The 19,833-nt window shown below is 64.4% G+C and carries 21 protein-coding genes; 5 read left to right on the top strand and 16 right to left on the bottom strand.

Annotated features, from left to right (window positions below):
- Positions 1-6: 6 nt before the first annotated feature.
- The 7 genes from E6C76_RS02770 to E6C76_RS02740 all read right to left on the bottom strand — a co-directional run bounded on the left by E6C76_RS02770 (position 7) and on the right by E6C76_RS02740 (position 4,124).
- Entirely contained in the window at positions 7-750 is a 744-nt protein-coding gene (locus E6C76_RS02770) for a LysE family translocator (RefSeq protein WP_230976140.1), read from the bottom strand.
- Positions 747-1,112 (bottom strand): hypothetical protein, encoded by a 366-nt coding sequence (locus E6C76_RS02765; protein ID WP_136346724.1) that lies wholly within the window; start codon positions 1,110-1,112, stop codon positions 747-749. Before E6C76_RS02765 ends, E6C76_RS02770 begins: the two co-directional genes overlap by 4 nt.
- Positions 1,113-1,267: 155 nt before the next feature.
- On the bottom strand, positions 1,268-1,609 hold the full coding sequence (locus E6C76_RS02760; RefSeq protein WP_136346723.1) for an antibiotic biosynthesis monooxygenase family protein: 342 nt from the start codon (positions 1,607-1,609) through the stop codon (positions 1,268-1,270).
- A 73-nt stretch (positions 1,610-1,682) separates the two neighbouring features.
- Positions 1,683-1,922 (bottom strand): helix-hairpin-helix domain-containing protein, encoded by a 240-nt coding sequence (locus E6C76_RS02755; protein WP_136346722.1) that lies wholly within the window; start codon positions 1,920-1,922, stop codon positions 1,683-1,685.
- Positions 1,923-1,985: 63 nt separating this feature from the next.
- The gene (locus E6C76_RS02750) at positions 1,986-2,558 is read right to left on the bottom strand and encodes a hypothetical protein (RefSeq protein ID WP_136346721.1); all 573 of its coding nucleotides are present in this window, start codon (positions 2,556-2,558) and stop codon (positions 1,986-1,988) included.
- A 64-nt stretch (positions 2,559-2,622) separates the two neighbouring features.
- Entirely contained in the window at positions 2,623-3,495 is an 873-nt protein-coding gene (locus tag E6C76_RS02745; protein ID WP_136346720.1) for a homing endonuclease associated repeat-containing protein, read from the bottom strand.
- A gap of 95 nt (positions 3,496-3,590) precedes the next feature.
- Positions 3,591-4,124, bottom strand: a complete 534-nt coding sequence (locus E6C76_RS02740) for a P-loop NTPase family protein (protein WP_136346719.1) — start codon at positions 4,122-4,124, stop codon at positions 3,591-3,593.
- A gap of 911 nt (positions 4,125-5,035) precedes the next feature.
- Here E6C76_RS02740 and E6C76_RS22670 point away from each other — a divergent pair.
- Positions 5,036-5,248 carry a SymE family type I addiction module toxin gene (locus tag E6C76_RS22670; protein WP_136346718.1) on the top strand — a complete coding sequence of 71 codons (213 nt, stop codon included), beginning with the start codon at positions 5,036-5,038 and terminating at the stop codon, positions 5,246-5,248.
- A gap of 88 nt (positions 5,249-5,336) precedes the next feature.
- Here E6C76_RS22670 and E6C76_RS02730 read toward each other — a convergent pair whose 3' ends face one another.
- The 8 genes from E6C76_RS02730 to E6C76_RS02695 all read right to left on the bottom strand — a co-directional run bounded on the left by E6C76_RS02730 (position 5,337) and on the right by E6C76_RS02695 (position 13,871).
- Positions 5,337-5,837: a GNAT family N-acetyltransferase gene (locus E6C76_RS02730; protein WP_136346717.1), complete on the bottom strand. Its 501-nt coding sequence runs from the start codon at positions 5,835-5,837 to the stop codon at positions 5,337-5,339.
- Between the two features lie 96 nt (positions 5,838-5,933).
- Positions 5,934-6,650 (bottom strand): hypothetical protein, encoded by a 717-nt coding sequence (locus E6C76_RS02725; protein WP_136346716.1) that lies wholly within the window; start codon positions 6,648-6,650, stop codon positions 5,934-5,936.
- 436 nt (positions 6,651-7,086) lie between these two features.
- Positions 7,087-8,304, bottom strand: coding sequence for an ABC transporter permease (locus E6C76_RS02720; protein ID WP_136346715.1), 1,218 nt, complete (start codon positions 8,302-8,304; stop codon positions 7,087-7,089).
- Positions 8,304-9,080 (bottom strand): ABC transporter ATP-binding protein, encoded by a 777-nt coding sequence (locus E6C76_RS02715; RefSeq protein WP_136346714.1) that lies wholly within the window; start codon positions 9,078-9,080, stop codon positions 8,304-8,306. The genes E6C76_RS02720 and E6C76_RS02715 overlap by 1 nt, the downstream gene beginning before the upstream one ends.
- The gene (locus E6C76_RS02710) at positions 9,077-10,360 is read right to left on the bottom strand and encodes an efflux RND transporter periplasmic adaptor subunit (RefSeq protein ID WP_136346713.1); all 1,284 of its coding nucleotides are present in this window, start codon (positions 10,358-10,360) and stop codon (positions 9,077-9,079) included. The genes E6C76_RS02715 and E6C76_RS02710 overlap by 4 nt, the downstream gene beginning before the upstream one ends.
- A complete protein-coding gene (locus tag E6C76_RS02705; RefSeq protein WP_230976139.1) occupies positions 10,357-11,838 on the bottom strand; it encodes an efflux transporter outer membrane subunit in 1,482 nt (493 codons plus the stop codon). Before E6C76_RS02705 ends, E6C76_RS02710 begins: the two co-directional genes overlap by 4 nt.
- Before the next feature lie 93 nt (positions 11,839-11,931).
- Positions 11,932-13,158: a HAMP domain-containing sensor histidine kinase gene (locus E6C76_RS02700; protein WP_230976138.1), complete on the bottom strand. Its 1,227-nt coding sequence runs from the start codon at positions 13,156-13,158 to the stop codon at positions 11,932-11,934.
- On the bottom strand, positions 13,155-13,871 hold the full coding sequence (locus tag E6C76_RS02695) for a response regulator transcription factor (RefSeq protein ID WP_136346711.1): 717 nt from the start codon (positions 13,869-13,871) through the stop codon (positions 13,155-13,157). The genes E6C76_RS02700 and E6C76_RS02695 overlap by 4 nt, the downstream gene beginning before the upstream one ends.
- Positions 13,872-14,025: 154 nt before the next feature.
- On the opposite strand from E6C76_RS02695, the gene E6C76_RS02690 reads away from it, so the two are divergent.
- From E6C76_RS02690 to E6C76_RS02680, 3 genes are all read left to right on the top strand, one after another.
- Entirely contained in the window at positions 14,026-14,565 is a 540-nt protein-coding gene (locus tag E6C76_RS02690) for a Spy/CpxP family protein refolding chaperone (protein ID WP_168734219.1), read from the top strand.
- Positions 14,562-15,800, top strand: coding sequence for an alpha/beta hydrolase family protein (locus E6C76_RS22180; RefSeq protein WP_136346709.1), 1,239 nt, complete (start codon positions 14,562-14,564; stop codon positions 15,798-15,800). The genes E6C76_RS02690 and E6C76_RS22180 overlap by 4 nt, the downstream gene beginning before the upstream one ends.
- 279 nt (positions 15,801-16,079) lie before the next feature.
- Positions 16,080-16,700 (top strand): EF-hand domain-containing protein, encoded by a 621-nt coding sequence (locus tag E6C76_RS02680; protein WP_136346708.1) that lies wholly within the window; start codon positions 16,080-16,082, stop codon positions 16,698-16,700.
- A gap of 67 nt (positions 16,701-16,767) precedes the next feature.
- Here E6C76_RS02680 and E6C76_RS02675 read toward each other — a convergent pair whose 3' ends face one another.
- Positions 16,768-17,796: an ABC transporter substrate-binding protein gene (locus E6C76_RS02675; protein WP_136346707.1), complete on the bottom strand. Its 1,029-nt coding sequence runs from the start codon at positions 17,794-17,796 to the stop codon at positions 16,768-16,770.
- 326 nt (positions 17,797-18,122) lie between these two features.
- On the opposite strand from E6C76_RS02675, the gene E6C76_RS02670 reads away from it, so the two are divergent.
- Positions 18,123-19,751, top strand: a complete 1,629-nt coding sequence (locus tag E6C76_RS02670) for a long-chain-fatty-acid--CoA ligase (RefSeq protein ID WP_136346706.1) — start codon at positions 18,123-18,125, stop codon at positions 19,749-19,751.
- Positions 19,752-19,833: the final 82 nt, after the last annotated feature.

Raw genomic sequence — 19,833 nt, 5'->3', positions numbered from 1 at the left:
TGAGCCTCATTTCTCCGTAAACGCAAGGTTTGCCCCCAGGCCTGCAAAGGTGGCCGCAAAGCCACGGCGCAGCCAGGATTGAATCTGCTGCGACTCGATAACCGCCTTGCGAAACCCATGGGCAAGCAGGCCGTAGATGACGAATACGAAAAAAGTCATCGCCATGAAAACGGCACTCAACAGAAGAAGCTGCAAAAGCGGGTTACTCGCACTGGGGGGAATGAACTGGGGCAGGAAGGCGAGGAAGAAGATGGTCAGTTTCGGGTTAAGGATGTTCAGCAGAAACGCCTTAACGACCAAGCCTGACGCTGAACTTCTGGACAAGCTTTCATCAACAGCGAAGGCGGATTTGTCGCGCCAGGTTACATAGGCGATATAGAGCAAGTATGCAACGCCTGCGTATTTGAGCACTTGAAATGCGACGGCGCTCGTGTGCATGACAGCGGCCAGGCCAAGAACGGTAGCCATGAGGTGGGGAATGATTCCAGCCGTGCATCCGAGTGCGGCGAACACGCTTGCCTTTCGGCCTTGGACGAGGCCGGTCGATACCGTGTAGACGACGCCCGTGCCCGGAATGAGCACCACAATGAGCGAGGTAACGAGGAACTCAAGGCTAATCATTTGGTAAAGCTCCGGTCGGATTGGTGGAATGATTGTGACGCCCAACGTGCAGTTTGAGCCGACGCCGGGGCGCAAAGTGCGGAACAAACAAAAAGTGTAGATTTTGGGCGGTCGGCTCGAAGCGCTCATGAGACCGCACTTTCTGCCCGGGCACGCTGCACAAAAGCATGGACTTCCTCCATTGTGTGGCCGAGCCGATCTACATTTTTCCAGACCCAGGCGGTTATCAGAGCCCCATTGAATGGAGGCTCGTCTTTCTCGGAAGACAGGTAAGCGTCCAGCAGCTTGCGTGTACGTGGAATTACATGGAAATGGACGCGTTCATCGGACTCTCCAAATTTCAGAATATACACCCGTTCGGGAGACACAATCTTGCGTACAAGATGTTCAGCGAGCCTGAGCGCTTCACCAAGCTGCCCGTGCGTATTGGGTGGAAAACTCTCCAAGCTGGGAGCACCAATGCGATTCTCGACAAACAGATAGCCTGGCAAGCGGAAATCATAGGAGTGGGAGATGCGAAATAGCCTTGACTCCCAAATTGTGTATGGATTCATGGCGAGCGATGAAAGAAAGTTCTAAGCAGGCCAACGCTTAAGGTGAAGCGAGTAGGCGAGGCCCGCTTACGGAGCCTCCCTCGACCGAGACGTCAGACTGATGGCTTGCCATAAGCCCGCTCAACCTTTGCGACTCTGATTTCATAGTGTTCGTACCATGCATGTTTACCCATTTCTTGCGCGGCACAGTGCTCGACATTCGCCTTCCAAGCGGCAATACACTCGGGGGATGTCCAGTATGAGACCGTGATGCCAAAGCCATCGACACCACGGGCGCTTTCAGCCCCGAGAAAGCCAGGTTGCTTGGCGGCAAGAGCAACCATTCTTTCAGCCATACTTTCGTAACCGTTGTCGCCTTCGGTGCGCCGAGAAGAAAAAATTACGGCGTAATACGGCGGTTCGGATGTATGGGCAAAGGGAGATGCTGTACTCATGTCTGCGGCCTAACCTTGGATGTAACCGGACAACAAAGGGCGCAGCATCTTGGCGATCCGGTTGACGGACTTATCATGCATGGCGCGATTGCGCCAATGCAATTGCAGCCTGGATGGCAGCGCGGGCCTGTGGACTGTTCTTCCAGCAAGTGGAGCCGACGATAGCCGAGGCTTGAGAGACGATATCCAGCGCATTGGCTTTGCTCAGATGAGCCAGTGATTCAAATCCCATTTGCTCAAGGCGAGCCACCACCGTAGGGCCAACGCCCTTCACACCCAGCAATGCCTTACGCTCTTCCGGCGGGAATGGCATAATATCCTCCACTAACGCTTGAATTAATCCGCGCCGCGAAGCGGCATCGGCTTGAATGCAGGGTTAGGGCGCTTTTTCATAAAACCGACTATCCAAAGTGGAAATGCCCAGATCTTTCTTCAGCATCTTCACCATGCGCGGCACCTCCTGAACCAACGGCAGGAATGGGCCTGGTAGGCCCTTTAAGTCTTCCAGTGCGCCAAGGGTTCTGGTTTTGAATTCTGCATAGTCCTGCACTCCCAACTCCTGCTCTGACTTCGCCTCACCATTGCGCATCTTTTTAAGGCTATCAAGGGTTGCATGGATTCTCGCTATACGATCATTGGCGGGAGTGAAAGCAATTTGTATATCTCTGTGCAGTGCTTCGGGCATAAACAGACTTGCCCTAAAAAATGCGTTCTGCGTTTCAATGAACCCCGAGACCACTTTGGCATATTGGTCCATGGTCAGTTTGTCATTGGGTGCGCAAAGCGACGTAAATTCGAGAAGCTGCGTGACGAGATTGCCATATATCTCGATCTTCTTCGCGTAGACGATCTCCCTGTACTTGCTCCAGCGACCTTGAAGGAAACCAAGGTAAACGCCCGCAGCAGCGGCAAGAACCGGAGCAATAAGTTTGACGAGCCAGTCATCCATGCGTAAGCGCCCTTGTAGCCTGAATTAAGCCGCGCCGCGAAGCGGCGTCGGATTGAATGAATTGTTATGCGTGCTCTTGCTTGTCACCCTTGCCCAAGTTGCAATCAAAGCAAAGCGTGCGCAAGTTTTCCTCAACATTTTGTCCGCCTTTAGACCAAGGAATAATGTGGTCAACATGTAACTCCACGCTATGGCCTTTGGCCGGAGAGCGACCGCATATGACACATCTAAAGTGGTCACGGCAGAGCACCCTGTAACGAAGTGAAAGACTGATGCTCCGTGGCGCAGAAGCTGGAGCGCATTCCTCTTGCTGTTGAATGACATGGCTTGGGGGTGTTTGTGAAGCACCCTGAGGTGACTGATTGACGTGTTTGATGAACGCGCTCAGGGCAGCGCGCCAACCACCCCAGCGCCTTACGTATGCTTTGGAGCCTACGGTGGATGGCGCTTGATTGAGTTCCGCGAAGTTTGGTTGACGGCCGTAGTACGTCCAGAGAGCCACGATGTTCTCAAAGCATTCTTCATCCGTGTAGCGGCGCCCCATAGGAACAGGATCAAGTCCTACCTCACGCAGAAGACTTTGCCAGGTGCCAAACTTTCCGGCCAGAGTTGTCTTGTGCACTCCAAGGCGTTGAGCGACTGACTCAAGAGTTGGTGATACGTCGGGGAGTTCCTGTGCTTGCAGTGAGATAGCTTGAATAACCGCCTCCCGTGAAACGGGGTTGAAACGAGGCGCAACTTTCTCGTCAATTCCCGCAAGGTCAAGAGCATTTTTCCACGAGCCAAATCTCCTGCGCACGGTTGTTACGTGCACCTTTGACAGTTCTAGGAACTTCTGCTGCGTAAGGCGTTGGCCGCCAATTGCGAGTGCTACCCGCTTGATCTCATCAAGCAGCGCATCATCTGAGTATTCATCAAGTGTCTTGAGTTCAAACATCGCGGGCTTTTAGCGCATAACGTAGAGCTAACCGGCGCTGCGCGGCCTTGTCGCGCAGCGTCCAGCGACCGAAGGGAGCGAGGTTGAGCGCCATGTTAGGTGTGAACACGGGCAAAAGACTGGATGACAGCGTTAGCATGAGACGGTTTCGTGATTTCTGTCCATTGTAAATGTGCGAACTTCGGGTCTTTACGAAGAAGCTGAAACTTGGTTCGATTCTTGGCAAACGTGGTGAGCGACCAAAGGAGCACAGAATCTTTGGAGAAGAAAGCCATGCGCAGCGACTCACGGTTGCCATTGAAAAGTTCGGTGCGCATAACACCTCGACTAACCGTGCGCCAGAATACCCGTGAGAACACCGTAAAGCGATCAAAGTTGAGCCAGACGATATGTGTGGCTCTAGACCAGAGCACATCACGGACGGCGCTGTAGTTTCCATCAACTACCCAGTTATCATCATTGGTAAACCCCCGTACAGCAGTCTCGAACTTTTCAGGCGGTACGGCCGCCCAGTTTGGCCCCCAGTAGAGTCGATCGAGTTCGATGTGTGGGTATCCCATGGCTTTGGACAGCGAATTCGCGAAGGCAGTCTTTCCCGATCCGCTTGTTCCAACGATTACAAAGCGCATGTTTTCCGGCACCTAACGCATCCCGTTCCACACAACTCATAAGACATGTCTTTTTTTCCACAAAATCAACAGCTTATGAACAACCCATCAGATCGGCATGCCAAGCCATTGGTTCGCAATAAAATCAATGATTTACATCCGATCAGGGCTGAACTCCACTCATTCCATACGAGTTGTGTGTAATGGTATGCACCTAACGTTCAAGCTCAGGGGCGCGAAGCCGGCTTGCCGGCGGAGCGTCCCACTGGAGCGGAATGTTAGATGGCACTGAGTGGACTGGCGAAAAGCTCTTTGAGCATCTCATTGTGTTTCTTCTTTGTTGCTGAGTAGAAAATTCTCCGGTCTATAAGAATTCTCTTCATGGACACGGGAGAAAGCAGCTCTTTTGGAGTTAACAGAAGCTCTTCCGTTTCTCCACTCTCCCTGCCAATGATTTCCAGTATGTAGTGACTAACTGTCCCATCATTGTTTCGCTTGTATTTGCGGCAACGAAAGCTGTAACTTTCTTCAGTCATGAGGGCGTTTAAATGGATGAGGAATCTAACGTTTGAGGTGAGGGGCGGCCGGAGCGCGTAGCGCGGAGGGAACCTGCAAGCACAGCTTGCAGGCCGTCCCTCTCGACCAAAATGTTAGGCAGGTGTCGGTTGTGGTGCAATGGATAGAAGTCGGTTGACCCTGCTGCGTGAAGTCGCTAGCCTGTAGCTCAGGTGCTGAACACACCTTTCCACCAGCGGACACTACACCCGATAGCTGTGGTTTTTTTACGCCCATAGTTCTTGCTATGGCCGGGTAGCGCGCAGTCATACAAGACCCGAAAGGGGAAAGCTGCGGGCGGTCTGGTGGCCGTGTTCAAGTACCCGGCCGCCTCCCTGAACAGGAGGCGAATTGAACAAACCACCAGGAGTCTCTTCATGGCCGTTCGAAACGCCATAGCGCTCAAGCCACGTCTGCTCACTATTCGCAGAAGCTACTACGAATACCACCTCAAAGGCAGGGGGCCGCGACCGCCGGCGGTTCCCTGGATTACGCTTCGTGGATATTGGATTCATCGGGCGGGCTTCTCCGCTGGTCAGCGAGTAAAAGTATTAATTTCTGACCACTCTCTCACAATCGTTCCTGCATAGAAAGTCACGCCAGCGGAGTATGGCTGCTTCGTTCGCCTAACGCCTGAATTAAGCCGCGCCGCGAAGCGGCGTCGGCTTGAATGAATTGTTAGACCTTGGCTGCGAATGCATCATGGTACGAAATAGTGCCAGTAGGTAGTGAGCCGTTGAAAGATATGGATTGAAAGTACTCTGGTGGCACCCTGGGCAACACCAGTCTTGGGTCTGCGACGAAGCCGAAGCGGGAGTAGTAACCAGGCTCTCCCAGCACAACACATCCGCAGGCACCGCTTGAACGCAGCTCATTAAGCGCAGCTTGCATGAGTTGCGTGCCGATGCCAGTACCTTGTCGTTCCGGCTCGACGGAGATTGGCCCGAGCCCATACCATCCGAGTGCGCCATTTGAGATGGTAACGGGTGACACAGCAACATGCCCAACGACTGTGCCACCGTCCTCCGCAACGAGAGACACAGACAACACACCTGCGTTACGCAACTCTCGAACGATGAAATGTTCCGTGTGGTCGGTGTGGGGAGCATTTCTGAATGCCGCGACAGTGACCGCCTCAATGGCGACAGTATCTGAAGGCAGTTCGCTTCGGATTCTCATGATGCTTGATCCAAGGTCTAACGTAGAGCTAACCGGCGCTGCGCGGCTTTATCGCACAGCGTCCAGCGACCGAAGGGAGCGAGGTTGAGCGCCATGTTAGAACCCAATGGCACTTTTTCTGAGGACAACAAACAGAGTGCCGAAGACAAGAAAACCCGCGAGTCCGTAGATAAACCACTCGACGATCTTTGAATTTCTTTCAGTCGACGGGGTGTCAAACGCCGTGTAAGGGCGCAAGCGTTTGCCCGCTATCAGGTAGGCATACATAAGTGCCGCAAGGAGAGCGCCAAAGGCGAACCCGGATGGCAGCGTCTTCTCTATAACCGAGCCGGCGAATAAGGGTAAAGAGGTTGCAACCCATAAAGCGCCCTCAAACGCCGGTGGTGGATTGAAGAATCTGTTTCCATTCTTTGCCGAAAGAACCAATCGCAATACTCCGTCGTTTAGTCCAGCAACCACAGACCGCGCATCATCACCGCTGTAGGCGATTGTAAGTTTGGAAAACGAACGGTCCTTGTTGAACCGGATATCTACTTCCAACGGAAATGATGTCTTCCCATACCTGAGGTCGAGTTCAAGTGCCACCTGGCTAGTACTGTCCAAGAACTGGCCACCGGGAATGCTATCTACGGTCGAAATTGTTTCAACGCCAAGGTCGTCGTGAATGCGGACGCGAAAATGTCGACCTTCTTCAAGAACTTCATCGCCAGCGAGTGCTTTAGCTTTAGCGAGCAAATATGCTTCTAGCTCCCTCAGCAAATCTTTGCTGACGGTGCAAGATGGGAGCTGTTTTTCGAGCTTGAACTGAGACATGGCGTAGATTGGGTTCTAACATCTTAGTAGACGGCAAATGTCGGCGTAATCATGTTATCCGACTTATCAGAAAAGATGAACAAAGCCTAGCAAGATATTGATTCGTCGCCTATTAGCTTTCAGCATCGATAGCACTTTGACGCCTAACATGAATCCGCCCGCAGCCTCGCCCCATCCTCTCAACTTGCTTGAGGCACAGGACGAACGAGTACGTTTGGAACGCTGCAGCACTCGCGAGAAAATACCTATGGATATCGAGTGGAACGATACATCATTCCAACCCATCTCTCAAAAGTATGAAAGGGCCAGGATGGAGGAACCTCCGGCTTTTCCAGCCGAGGTTGGCAGGCTGCGCTAACCCCTGCAGCCATCACCTTGAGCGCTCCGATCCGCCAGGAACCGCCGCCCGCGGATTCCCCACAACCGCGCGCCTCGCTCACTCGTGCCGCAGCGCCTCGATCGGGTCCAGCCGCGCCGCGCGCCGTGCCGGGAAGTAGCCGAACACCACGCCGATGGCGGCGGAGAAGGCGAAGGACAGCACGTTGATGCCCAGGTTGAACACGTAGGGCATCTGCATGATGGCGGAGAGCGCCAGCGAGGCCAGCGTGGCCAGCACGACGCCAATCAGCCCGCCCAGCGCGGCCAGGGCCACCGCCTCGATGAGGAACTGCAGCAGCACCTCGCGTTCCAGCGCACCGATGGCGAGGCGGATGCCGATTTCGCGGGTGCGCTCGGTGACGCTCACCAGCATGATGTTCATGATGCCGATGCCACCCACCAGCAGGCTCACCCCGGCCACGGCGCCGAGCAGCATGGTCATCACCTGGGTGGTGCCGGCCATGGCGTCGGCGAACTGGCGAGTGTCGAGGATGTTGAAGTTGTCCTCGTCGGTGTCGGACAGGTTGCGCCGTTCGCGCAGCAGGTTGGTCAGGCTGGCCTTGACGCGCTCGCTGTCGCTGCCGTCCTGCAGCGACACCAGCAGCACGTCCACCCGCTGGCTGCCGGAGATGCGCCGCTGCACGGTGCGCAGCGGCATCACCACCATGTTGTCCTGGTCGCTGCCCATGCCGGACTGGCCCTTGGAGAGCAGCACGCCGATGATCTCGCAGGAAAAGTTCTTGATGCGCAGCGGCTGGCCGAGCACCTCCAGGGCGCTGGCGCTGCCGTACAGTTCGCGGCGTACGGTTTCGCCGATCACGCACACGGCGCTGCCGGCGCGTTCCTCGGCCTCCTCGAACTGGCGGCCGGAGACCAGCGTCCAGTTGTTGGAGATGAAGTACTCGTTGCTGGTGCCGTTGATGGTGGACGACCAGTTGCGCCCGTTGGCCACCAGGGTGACGCTGGACATCAGTTGCGGGGCGACCACGTTGACGCCGCCGATCTGCTGGCGGATGGCCTCCACGTCGGCTTCCTTGAAGGTCGGCGCGCCGGCGCTGCTGCGCCCCGGCCCCAGGCGCTGGCCGGGCATGATCATCAGCAGGTTGGTGCCCAGCGCGGCGATCTGCTGCTGCACCGCGCGGGTGGCGCCGTTGCCCAGGGTGACCATGGTGATCACCGCGCTCACGCCGATGACGATGCCGAGGATGGTGAGGAAGGAGCGCAGCAGGTTGCGGCGGATTTCGCGCAGCGCGAGCAGGAGCGTGTTGAGCAGCATCAGTTGGCCCCCTCGGCGCTTGCCACGCTTGCCGTGTTCGCCGCGCGGCGCGCCAGCGCGGCGGGTTGGGGGTTGCGCGTGTCGCTGTCGATGCGCCCGTCGACGAAGTGCACGATGCGGCGGGCGTACTGCGCCATGTCCGGCTCGTGGGTGACCATCAGCACGGTGATGCCCTGCTCGTCGTTGAGCCGCCACAGCAGTTCCATGATCTCGTGGCTGCGCTGGGTGTCCAGGTTGCCGGTGGGTTCGTCGGCGAGCAGCACTTCCGGCTCGGTGACGATGGCGCGCGCGATGGCCACGCGCTGCTGCTGCCCGCCGGAGAGTTCGGCCGGGGTGTGGTGCTCCCAGCCATCCAGGCCCACCGAGGCCAGCGCGGCGCGCGCGGCGCGGTGGCGGGCGGCGGCCGGTTCGCCGCGGTAGAGCAGCGGCAGTTCGACGTTTTCCTGCGCCGAGGTGCGCGCCAGCAGGTTGAAGCCCTGGAACACGAAGCCCAGGTAACGCCGGCGCAGGCGGGCGCGCTGGTCGCGGCCCAGGCGCTCGACGTGCAGGCCGTGGAACAGGTATTCGCCGCCGGTGGGGGTGTCCAGGCAGCCCAGGGTGTTCATCACGGTGGATTTGCCCGAGCCGCTCGGCCCCATGATGGCGACGAAGTCGCCGGCCTCGATGTCCAGATCCACGCCCTTGAGCGCCTGGAAGGCGGCCTGCCCCTGGCCGTAGACCTTGGTCAGCCCGCGCAGGCGGATCAGCGGCAGATTGTCCTCGGGCGTTGAACTCACCGCGCGGCTCCGCTGCGCTGGTCGACGATGGCCCGCTCGCCCGGCTGCAGCTCGCCGCTGACGATTTCCGTGGTGCGCCCGTCGGACAGCCCGGTGCTCACCGGCACGGCCACCGCCTGGCCGTTGCGCAGCACCCACACCTGGCGCGCATCCGCGCCGCCGCTGCGCGGCACGACGGTTTGTTCGGGCGGGCGCGGCAGCAGGCTGCCGACCAGCCCGCGCCCCCCGCCGCCGCCGCTCGCGGCGGGCAGCACCGGGGTGAAGCGCAGCGCCATGTTGGGCACCAGGATGACGTTCTCGCGCTCGGTGGCGGTGATGATGGCGCTGGCGGTCATGCCGGGGCGCAGCGACAGGTCCTCGTTGGCGACGTCCAGCGTGGTGGTGTAGGTGACCACGTTGTCGGTGGTGGTCGAGCCGAAATCCACCCGCGTGACGGTGGCCGGGTAGCGCCGGTTGGGCCACGCGCTGACGGTGAAGTTGGCGGGCTGCCCCGTTGCCACCTGGCCGATGTCGGCTTCGTCCACGTTCACTTCCAGCTTCAGGCGCGACAGGTCCTCCGCCAGGGTGAACAGGGTGACGGCCTGCAGCGAGGCGGCCACGGCGTTGCCGGGGTCCACGTCGCGGGCCAACACCACGCCGTCGATGGGCGAGCGGATCGAGGCCTTGCCCAGATTGGTCTCGTTGGTGGCCAGCGTGGCCTTGGCCTCCACCACCGCCGCGCGGGCGGAGGTTTCCGCCGCCTCGGCGCGGGCCAGCGCGGCGCGCGCGGTATCCAGTTCGGTACGCGAGGGCACCTTGCCGCCGGACAGGCGGGCGACCTCTTCCAGGCGCGCCAGCGTGCTGCGGTTCTCCTGCACGGTGGCGACCGCCTCGGCCACCGAGGCTTCCGCGCTGGCGAGGCTGGCGCGGGCGCGCTCCACGTCGTCGTGCAGCTTGGCGGTATCGAGTTCCACCAGCACCTGGCCGATCTTGACCCGGTCGTTCACGTCCACCAGCACGCGCGCCACGGTGCCGGACAGTTCGCTGCCGATCTCCACGCTGCGCGTGGGCTGCAGCGTGCCGGTGGCGTTGATCGACAGGCGCAGCGTGCCGCGCGTGACCTCTTCGGTGACGTACTGCGGCGCGCCGGCGGTGCCCGCGCCGAGCCAGAAACGCAGGCCGAGCAGCGCGAGCAGGATCAGCGCGGCGGCGATCCACGTCCGGGGGCGCCGCCACCAGCTGCGGGCGGGCGCGTCGTCGAGCGAAAAATCGGAGGCGTCGTTGCGGGTCTTGTCGTTCATGGCGCGGAGGATGAAGCAGCGGTTGCGGAAAGCGCCGCGGGCGCGGCGTCGGAAGCGGACTGGGGGTCGGTTGCGCGCTGGGCGGACCAGCCGCCGCCGAGCGCCTTGTAGAGCTGCACGTGGTTGGCGGCGAACTGCGCGGCGGCGCTGACCACGGCGTCTTCCGCGTTGAGGCGGGTACGCTGGGTGTCCAGCACCACCTGGAAGTCCACCAGCCCGCTGGCGTAGCGCTGGCCGGCCAGTTCGTCGGCATTGGCGGCGGCCTCGGCCGCGCGGTCCAGGCTGGCGAGGCTGTCGCGCGAGGTGCGCAGCGCGGTCAACGCGTTCTCCACCTCGCCCAGCGCGGTCAGCACCGCCGCGCCGTACTCGTGGTAGGTCTGCTCCAGCGCGGCATCGCGCACTTCCACCTGGGCGGCGAGCGCGCCGCCGTCGAACAGCGGCAGGCCGACGCTGGCGAGCAGGCTGCTGGCCACGCCGGCACTGTCCAGCGCGCCGAAGGTGAGCGCGGACAGGCCGAGCGAACCGGACAGGCGCAGGCTGGGGTAGCGCGCGGCCTGGGCTTCATCCACCCGCGCCCGCGCGGCTTCGACGCGCAGCCCGGCGGCGCGCACGTCCGGGCGCTGGCGCAGGGTATCGGCCGGCAGGCTCACCGCCAGGGTGTCGGCCGGGCGCGGCACCACCGCCAGCGCCCCGCCGGGAGCTTCCAGCAACTGGGCGCGCAGATCGCCGGGCGTCTGCGCGCCGAGCACCGCCAGGCTGTTGATCGCCTGGGCGACGGCGTCTTCCAGGCTGGACAGGCTGGCGCGGGTCTGCTCGACCGAGGTGCGCGCCTGCTCCACTTCCAACTGGGTGACCAGCCCGGCCTGCTCGCGCCAGCGGGTGATCTGCAGGGTTTCTTCCTGATTGGCGAGGTTGGCGCGCGCCACCGCCAGGCGCTGCTGGTTGCCGCGCAGGTCGATGTAGGCCAGCGCCACCTCGGCGGCGATGGATACGCGGGTGTCGTCCAGCGAGGCCGCACTGGCCAGCAGGTCGGCCTCGGCGGCGGCCAGCCCGGCGCGCAGGCCGCCGGCCAGATCCACTTCCCAGGCGGCATCCACGCCCACCTGGAACAGGTTGTCGGCGGGCTGGCTGTCGGTGCGCGCGCGCTGCGCGGAGCCGGCGAAATCCAGCGTGGGCTGCAGGCCGGCCGCGCTCACCGCGCGTTGCGCGCGTGCCTGGCGCAACGCGGCGCGCGCGCTGCGCACGTCGTTGTTGCGTTCCAGCGCCTGTTCCACCAGCGTGCTCAGTCCGGCATCGCCGAAGTGCCGCCACCAGTACGCCAGCCGTTCGCCGCCGGCCGCCGCCGGGGCCGCGTCCAGCGCTTCGGTCCAGGCCGGCGGCACCACGGGCAGATCGCCGCTGGCCGGGGTATAGGGCTGCGTGGCGCAGGCGGCCAGCGCCACGGCCACAACGGCGCATGGGAGGAATGACTTCGGCACGTCGAGAATCCGCATGAAAAGTGTCCGCAACCTTAAACGAAAACGGGGAGAAAAGCCGGCACGAACCTGCCAGCGCGCGGGCATGCGCGCCCATCACCGGCCGTCGCCGCCCTCCCCGGCCGGCACGGCGGCGCGTGCCGCGCGCATCGGCAGGGCGATGGATACCCGCAGGCCGCCGCCAGGGCGGTTGGCGGCGCGCACGCTGCCGCCATGCGCCTCGGCAACCCGGCGGGTGATCGCCAGCCCCAGCCCGTAACCGCCCGCACCGGCCCCTTCTCCACGTCGGAAGGGCTGGAAGATGCGCTCCAGATCCTCTTCCGGCACACCGGGGCCCATATCCGCGATGTCCACCACGGCCACGCCCTGCCCCGAGTCCCCATACGCCTCGATACGCACGCTTCCCCCCTCGGGCGAATGGCGCACGGCGTTGCGCACCACGTTCTCCAGCATGCGGTGCAGCAGTTCGGGCTGTCCCGCCACGTGCAGGCCTTCTTCCACCGCCATGGCGATGGCGCAGGCACGCGCGCGGCCTTCCAGTTCGGCGTCCTCGGCGATGCGGGCGATCAGGTCGGCCAAGTCGACTTCCTCGGCAGCCCCTTCCGCCATGCCCGCATCCAGGCGCGCCAGGGTGAGCAGTTCGCCCACCAGGCGGTCCATGCGCACGCTTTCGCGCTCCACGCGTTCGATGAAGGCCACGCCGCGTTCCGGGTGCCGGCGCGCCAGGTCGGCGGCAGCCTGCAAACGGGCCAGCGGCGAGCGCAGTTCGTGGGAGACGTCGTGCAGCAGGCGCTGGCGGCCGTCGAGCAGGTCCTGCAGGCGTTCGGCCATGCGGTCGAAGTCCTGCCCCAGGCTGGCCAGTTCATCGTCGCGGCTGGCCAGCGAGTCGCCGATGCGGGTATCCAGCCGGCCGGCGGCCACCGCCTCGAAGGCGCCGCGCAGCTTGCGGATGGGCCGCGCGAAGTACCAGGCCAGCAGTGCGGCGAACAGCAGGCTGACCAGGCTGCCGGCCATCAGCGGCATCAGCGGCGGCATCCAGGGCGGCGGCGCCGGCGGGGAGCGATCCGGCTGCGGCGGCGCGGACGCCGGAGCGGGCGGCGGATGGTCCTGCCCCCCGGGCGGCGGCGCCAGCGCGCCGGGCGGAGGAAACACGCCCGGCGGCGGGTGCTGGAAGACCGGCGTCGACGCATCGCTGTCCGGCCTCAACAGCCAGATGGTCACGCCCACGCCCAGCGAGGTGACCAGCTGGGCCAGCCAGAAAAAGAAGAAGAATTTCCAGAACAGGCGGCCCATGCCGCCGTTGCGCGCGTTGCCCGGTCTCATTCGTCGGCCAGTTGGTAGCCCCGGCGGATCACGGTCTGGATGCGCGCACGGCCATCGGCGAAATTGCCCAGCTTCTGGCGGATGCGGCTGATATGCACGTCGATGCTGCGGTCGAAGCGCGCCAGCGGGCGCCCCAGCGCCTCTTCCGACAGGGTCTGCTTGCTCACCGGCCGGCCGGCGTGGCGCACCAGGGTTTCCAGCAGCGAGTATTCGGTGCTGGTGAGTTCCAGCGGCGCGCCGCCCAGTTCGGCGCTGCGCCGGCCAGGACGCAGGCACAGGTCGCCGGCCACCAGCTGGCGCGCGGCATCGGTGCGCGCGGAGGCATCCACGCGCTTCAGGATGGCCTTCAGCCGCGCGGACAGTTCGCGCGGCGTACACGGCTTGGGCACGTAGTCGTCGGCGCCCAGTTCGAGGCCGACGATGCGGTCGGTGTCGTCGCCGCGCGCGGTCAGCATCAGCACCGGCAGCAGGCTTTCGGCGCGGATGCGGCTGAGCGCCTGGATGCCGCCCAGGCCCGGCAGCATGACGTCGAGCACGACGATGTCGTGGCGGCCGGAGAGCGCCTCGGCCACCCCGCTGACGCCGTCGTGCGCGCATTCGACGGCGAAGCCGTCGCCTTCCAGGTAGTCGCGCAGCAGATCGAGCAGTTCGGTGTCGTCGTCCACCAGCAGCACGCGGGATGCGGAGGAGACGGCGGTTTCCATGGGATTCATGGCGCCCATCATAGGGCAGCGCCCAGGCGCGCGGCCATGCCTCTTTACCCGTTTTTACCCCCGTGCAACGGCACTTGATCCGCCCCCTGCCGAGAATGGCCACGCCGTCGCCGGAGACCGGTGGCGGACTCCCAACTCGCAGAGGAAAGACATCATGCCCTCCATCATTTCCAGACGCTTCCCGTGCTGGCTGGCCGCCGCGCTGCTGGCCGTGTCGCTGCAGGCCTCGGCCGCCCCCGACGCACCGCCGCCCGGATTCGCGCCGCCGCCCTCGCCTGCCTTCATTCCGGGACTGCGGCTTCCGCCGGGCATCGAACTGAGCGAAGCCCAGCAGGATCAGCTGTTCGACCTGCACCACGCCCAGGCGCCCCGGCTGCGCCAGTTGCAGCGCGAGGCCGATGCCGCCCTGCGCGAACTGCGCGCGCTGGGCGAAGCCGAGTCCTTCGACGCGACGCGCGCCCGCGCCGCTGCCGAACGCCACGGGCGGGCGCTGGCCGCCCTGCTGCTCGCGCGCACCGAACTCGACGCGCGTTCGCGCGCCGTACTGAGCCCAGCGCAGCGCCAGGCACTGGAAGCGGAGCGCACCGAAGCGCGGCCGGGGCCGGGCGCCGGACCCGCGCATGGAGCGGGCGCGGACAACCACCCGCCCGACGGCGCGCCGCGCCGCGCTCCCGCGCCGGAGCGCCGGCCTTGAGCGCGCACCTGTTCCAGCCCGCGCGGCGGCTGGCCCTGCAACTGGCCTGCGCGGCCCTGCTGGGTGCTTGCGCCCGGCCGCCCCGGCGCGGACCCGACGGCGGTGATCCGCGCAATCAGCCGGAGAAGCCGGGCTATCTGGCGGAAGCGCCCTACCGGGAAGAAAGCTTCCACGATGTCTGGCGAACCGGCGACGAGGAACTGGCGCTGGAATGGCTGCTGCCGCGCGACGCCGCACAGGTGCCGCTGGTGATCTACCTGCCCGGCCTGGGCGAGCCCGCCGGCGCGGGGCTGGCGTGGCGGCAGGCCTGGGCGCGGGCCGGCCATGCGGTGTTGAGTTTCCAGGGCGCGGACGATGCCGGGGTATGGTCTTCGGCCGCCGCACGGCGCGGCGATTTTTCCGCCATCGCCCGCGAACGCTTCGGCGCGCAGGCTCTGTCGCGCCGCATCCTGCGCACCCGCCGGCTTGTCGACGATCTCGCGCGGCGCGGCGGCGACGCCTCCACGCCCTACGGGCGCATCGACTGGCGGCGCGTCGCGCTGGCCGGGTTCGACCTGGGCGCGCAAACCGCGCTGGCCTTCGCCGGCGAACGGCAGGACGGCCTGAGCGACGCGGCCCGGAGCGCACTGGATCTGCCCATGCTGCGCGCGGCCATCGCCCTGTCGCCGCCCGTCCGCGCGGCGACAGAGGATGCGGACGCACGCCTTGGCGCCATTCACGCCCCCCTGCTGCTGGTCACCGCGCACGGACTCGACGATCCGCTCGAACCCGCACGCGCGGCGCCCCGCCCCCTGCCCTTCGACGCCCTGCCCGCCGGCGACAAGTACCTGCTGACGCTGGCCCGGAGTACGCGGCGAACGCTGTCCGGCACCGACGAGGCGCGGGGCGCGGAACGTGGTACGCGGGGCTCCGGCGGTGGCATGGGGGATGGACCGTCCGGCGGATTCGGCGGCGGAGCGGGCCCCGGTGGTGGCGGAGGGATGGGTGGAATGGGTGGAGGGGGCCCCGGTGGCGGCGGCATGAGCGGCCGCGGCCCCGACGGAGGCCGTGGCGGCCCACCGCCGGGAGGCGAAGGCCGGGGGCCGGCTGGCAACGGCCGCGAGCGCAGGCTGATCGCCGAACTGAGCACGGCCTTTCTGGATGCCCAGCTGCGCGATCAGGCGCGCGCCCAGGTCTGGCTGACCCGCGAGGCGGCGGAGTGGATCGGCGGCGACGGCGAATTGCGCAGCAAGTGAACCGCGGCGTGCGGCAATGGCTGCCGCCGGACGGCCCGCAGGCCTGCGGCCGCAAGGCTTCCAGCCAGGCGGCGGAGCGGCAGGAATTGCCGGCCTGAATCGGCGGACGGCACAAGCGCCACCACCCACCATGGAAAAATCAATCCATGAGCATGTTCGTTAACCCGCTTTTACCCCGATTAACGCCGCGGCCATGGGCTTCCGGCCGCAAACTTGCATAGGAGAGCCGTGCGCGCGAAGCAGCGCGCATTCAACCACCTTCCACTTCGGGAGATCATCATGAGCATCAGCAGCATTGGAAGCAGCAGCGTCTACACCACGCTGGCCGCGATCCAGGCACAGGCGGCGCGCACAGGCAGTACCACGTACAGCGCGACCGCCTCTTCCACGAGTGCCACGAGCTCGGTCAGCGAGCTGTTCAGCACGCTGGATGGCGACAGCGACGGCAGCGTCACCGAGCAGGAATTCAGCGATGCGCTGTCTTCCCTGCTCGCGCGGCTGAACGAGCAGGTCGGCAGTTCGGGTCAGGGACCTGGCGGTCCGGGCGGTGTCGGCGGCATGCCGCCGCCTCCCCCGCCGGAGGGCGAGGACGAAGGCTTCTCGCTGGAAGAACTCACCGCCCAGCTGGAGGAAATCGGCGACAGCGATCCCACCCGCGCCAGCCTGCTGTCCAGCGTCATCGAGAACTTCGATACCGCCGACAGCGACGGAGACGGCAAGGTCACCTTCAAGGAAGCCATGGCCTTGCAGGAATCGCAGTCCGGCAGCGAAAGCACGAGCGCTTCGAGCACGCAGACCCAGGAAACCGATCTGGTGCTCGCGCGCATCCTGCAACTGGCGCAGACCTACGGCATCTCGACCATCCAGGCCAGCCTGTCGCAGTTCTCGGTGAGCGCGTAGGCGCAACGAAAAACGCCGCCCGGTTGTCCGGGCGGCGTTTTCCGCAACACACAGTCCCTTGCGGGGCTTACAGTGTGTTGCGCGTCTTCTCCAGCGCGATGCGCTCGCGCCAGAAGGCCTCGTTGGGCTCTTCCTTCGCCAGGCTCTCCAGCGCGCGGCGATAGGTTTCCGGGGCAAACAGTCCCTTGATGTCGCGATTGCCCTCGATGAAGCCCGAGTCGGCCAGGGTCTCCCAGAACTGCGCGGTGCCCTTGGCATTGGGGTCGGAGGTCTGGTCCAGCCATGCCGAGTAGTAGCTGGTTTCCAGGATCTCGCGGTCCAGCTTCACGTACTTCTGCAGGGAATCGATGGTTTCCTTGCGATTCTGCGCGGCGAACTTCTCGGCCTTCAGGATCGCGCGCACGAACTTCTCCAGCGTGGCCTGATCGTTGAGCCGGGCGGACTTCACCACCAGGCGGCAGCACGGGTGGCCAGGCTGCAGCTCACCGGAGCGGATCACCACCTTGAGGCCCTGGCGCTCGGCCAGCACGTCGTGCGGCGCCCAGGTCACGCCCACGTCCACCTGGCCGGACTTCACCGCCTCGGCCACGGCCGGCGGGTTCTTCAGTTCGAAGATCTGCACATCCGTCTTCCAGTCCAGGCCGGCGGCCTTGAGCGCGCCGCGCAGCACGGCGTCGCCGGTGGCCAGGCGCACGGTGGCGATCTTCTTGCCCTTCAGGTCGGCGATGTTGCGGTAGGCGGCGGCATTTTCCTGCTTGGCGACGATGGAGGAATCCTGCCCCATGATGCCGCCGATGACCTTCAGGTCGGCACCGCGCGAATAGTGCACCAGCGGCGCGGAAGTGCCGAAGGCGCCGATGTCGATCTTGCCGGAGGTGACCGCATGCAGGCCGTCGGCCTGGTTGACGAATTCCACCAGTTCGACCTCCAGCCCTTCCTGCTTGAACAGGCCCTGTTCCTGGGCGACGAAGAACTTGGCGTGGCCGCTGGCGGGCAGGTAACCCACCTTCAGCTTTTCGGCCAGCGCGGCGCCGGCAAACGTACTCAGGCAGAGCGCGGCAAGGCCGGCGCGCAGCAGGTGACGACTCGTTTTCATCCTGATTCCTTGATTCACTGTTGACGAAATGCGGGAAGCGGCCGGGCACGGCGCACTTGCGACGCATCCTAGGCAGACCCGCCGGACGCGGGAACCAAGAAAAAATAGATAGGTAATCAGCAAAACGCATGAATGCCCCGGCGACCTCCTCCCGGCCGCCCCGCATGCGCCGTGAAAGCGCCGGACTCCCCGGGAATTGAAGGAAATCCGCCCGCGGGCAATCCAGAATGCGCGCAGATCAATGCAAATTTACTGCGCTTGGAAGGCCGCCCGGATTTATATACTTCGTCGTAACCGCCCGGTCTTTCGAAGATAGAGGTCCATGCATGTCCGCACCCGCCCCCCTGCCGCTGCTGCTCTCCAACCTGATCGCCCATGCCGACCGCCAGCACGGCGACACGCCGGTGCTGAGCCGGCGCGTGGAAGATCCGCGCGGCCCGCTCCAGCGCAGCAACTGGCGCGGGGTGCATGGCCGCGCACGGCGCTTCGCCAACGCGCTGGGCTCGCTCGGCGTGCGCCAGGGCGACCGCGTCGCCACGCTGGCGTGGAACACCCACCGCCACCTGGAGCTGTACTACGCTATCTCCGGCAGCGGCGCGGTCTGCCACACCGTCAACCCGCGCCTGTACGAGGCCCAGCTCGCGTGGATTCTCAACGACTCGCGCGCCCGCGTGCTGTGCTTCGACCTGAGCTTCAGCGAACTGGTGGCCGGCCTGGCGCCGCAGCTCCAGCATGTGGAGCATTTCGTCCTGCTCAGCGACGAGGAGCACCTGCCGGCGGCTTTCCCCGCGCCGCTGCGGGCCTACGAAACCCTGCTGGCCGAACACGGCGACGACTACGCTTGGCCGCTGCTCGACGAGAACAGCCCGGCCGGCCTGTGCTACACCTCGGGCACCACCGGCAATCCCAAGGGCGTGCTGTACAGCCATCGCACCACGGTGCTGCAGGTCTATTCCTGCGCCCTGCCCGACACCTTCGGGCTGAGCGCGCGCGACGTGGTCATGCCGGTGACGCCCATGTACCACGTCAATGGCTGGGGCGTGCCCTACATCGCCGCACTGGTCGGCGCCAGCCTGGTGCTGCCCGGCCCGCTGCAGGACGGCCCGGCGCTGCTCGAACTGATCAACGCCGAGCGCGTCACCTTCTCCAACGGCGTGCCCACGCTGTGGAGCCGCCTGCTCGACACCCTCAACGAAACCGGCACGCGCATCGACAGCCTGCGCCGCCTGGCGGTGGGCGGCTCGACCTGCCCGCCCGCGCTGATCGACGCCTACGCCGCGCGCGGCATCGAACTGCGCCACTGCTGGGGCATGACCGAGGTGGCGCCGATCGGCCTGATCAGCACGCCCAAGGCCGACCACGAGCACCTGGACCCCGAAACCCGCGCCGCGCGGCGCGACAAGCAGGGCCGCCCGCTGCCCGGCGTGGTGTTCCGCATCCTCGATGACGACGGCCGCGAGCTGCCGCACGACGGTACGGCCTTCGGCGAACTGGTGGTGCGCGCGCCGTGGGTGGTGGGCAACTACTTCAACCGCGATTCGGCGCCGGATTTCACCGCTGACGGCTGGTTCCGCACCGGTGACGTGGCCACCATCGACCCGGCCGGCTACGTGCGCATCACCGACCGCGCCAAGGACGTCATCAAGTCGGGCGGGGAGTGGATCAGTTCCATCGAACTGGAGAACATCCTGCTCACCCACCCCGCCGTGCAGGACGCCGCCGCCATCGCCGTGGCCCACCCGCAGTGGAACGAACGCCCGCTGATGGCCGTGGTGCTGCGCCCCGGCGAGACGCTGGAGCGCGACGCCATGCGCGCCCATTTCGAAGGCAAGGTGGCCAAGTGGTGGATTCCGGACGATCTGGTCGAAGTCGACAAGATCCCCTACACGGGCACCGGCAAGGTCAGCAAGCGCGAACTGCGCGAAGCGCACGCCGGGCACCAGTGGCCGGCGTGAAGCGCAGAAAAACAGATAAGCAATGCACGAATCTATTCTTGCCGCGCACATACCCCAGCCCGTATATAAACCGGCTAGCCCT

Source organism: Pseudothauera nasutitermitis, from assembly GCF_004801295.1.
Taxonomy (GTDB): Bacteria; Pseudomonadota; Gammaproteobacteria; order Burkholderiales; family Rhodocyclaceae; genus Pseudothauera; species Pseudothauera nasutitermitis.
This window is presented reverse-complemented; position numbering and strand designations above follow the sequence as displayed.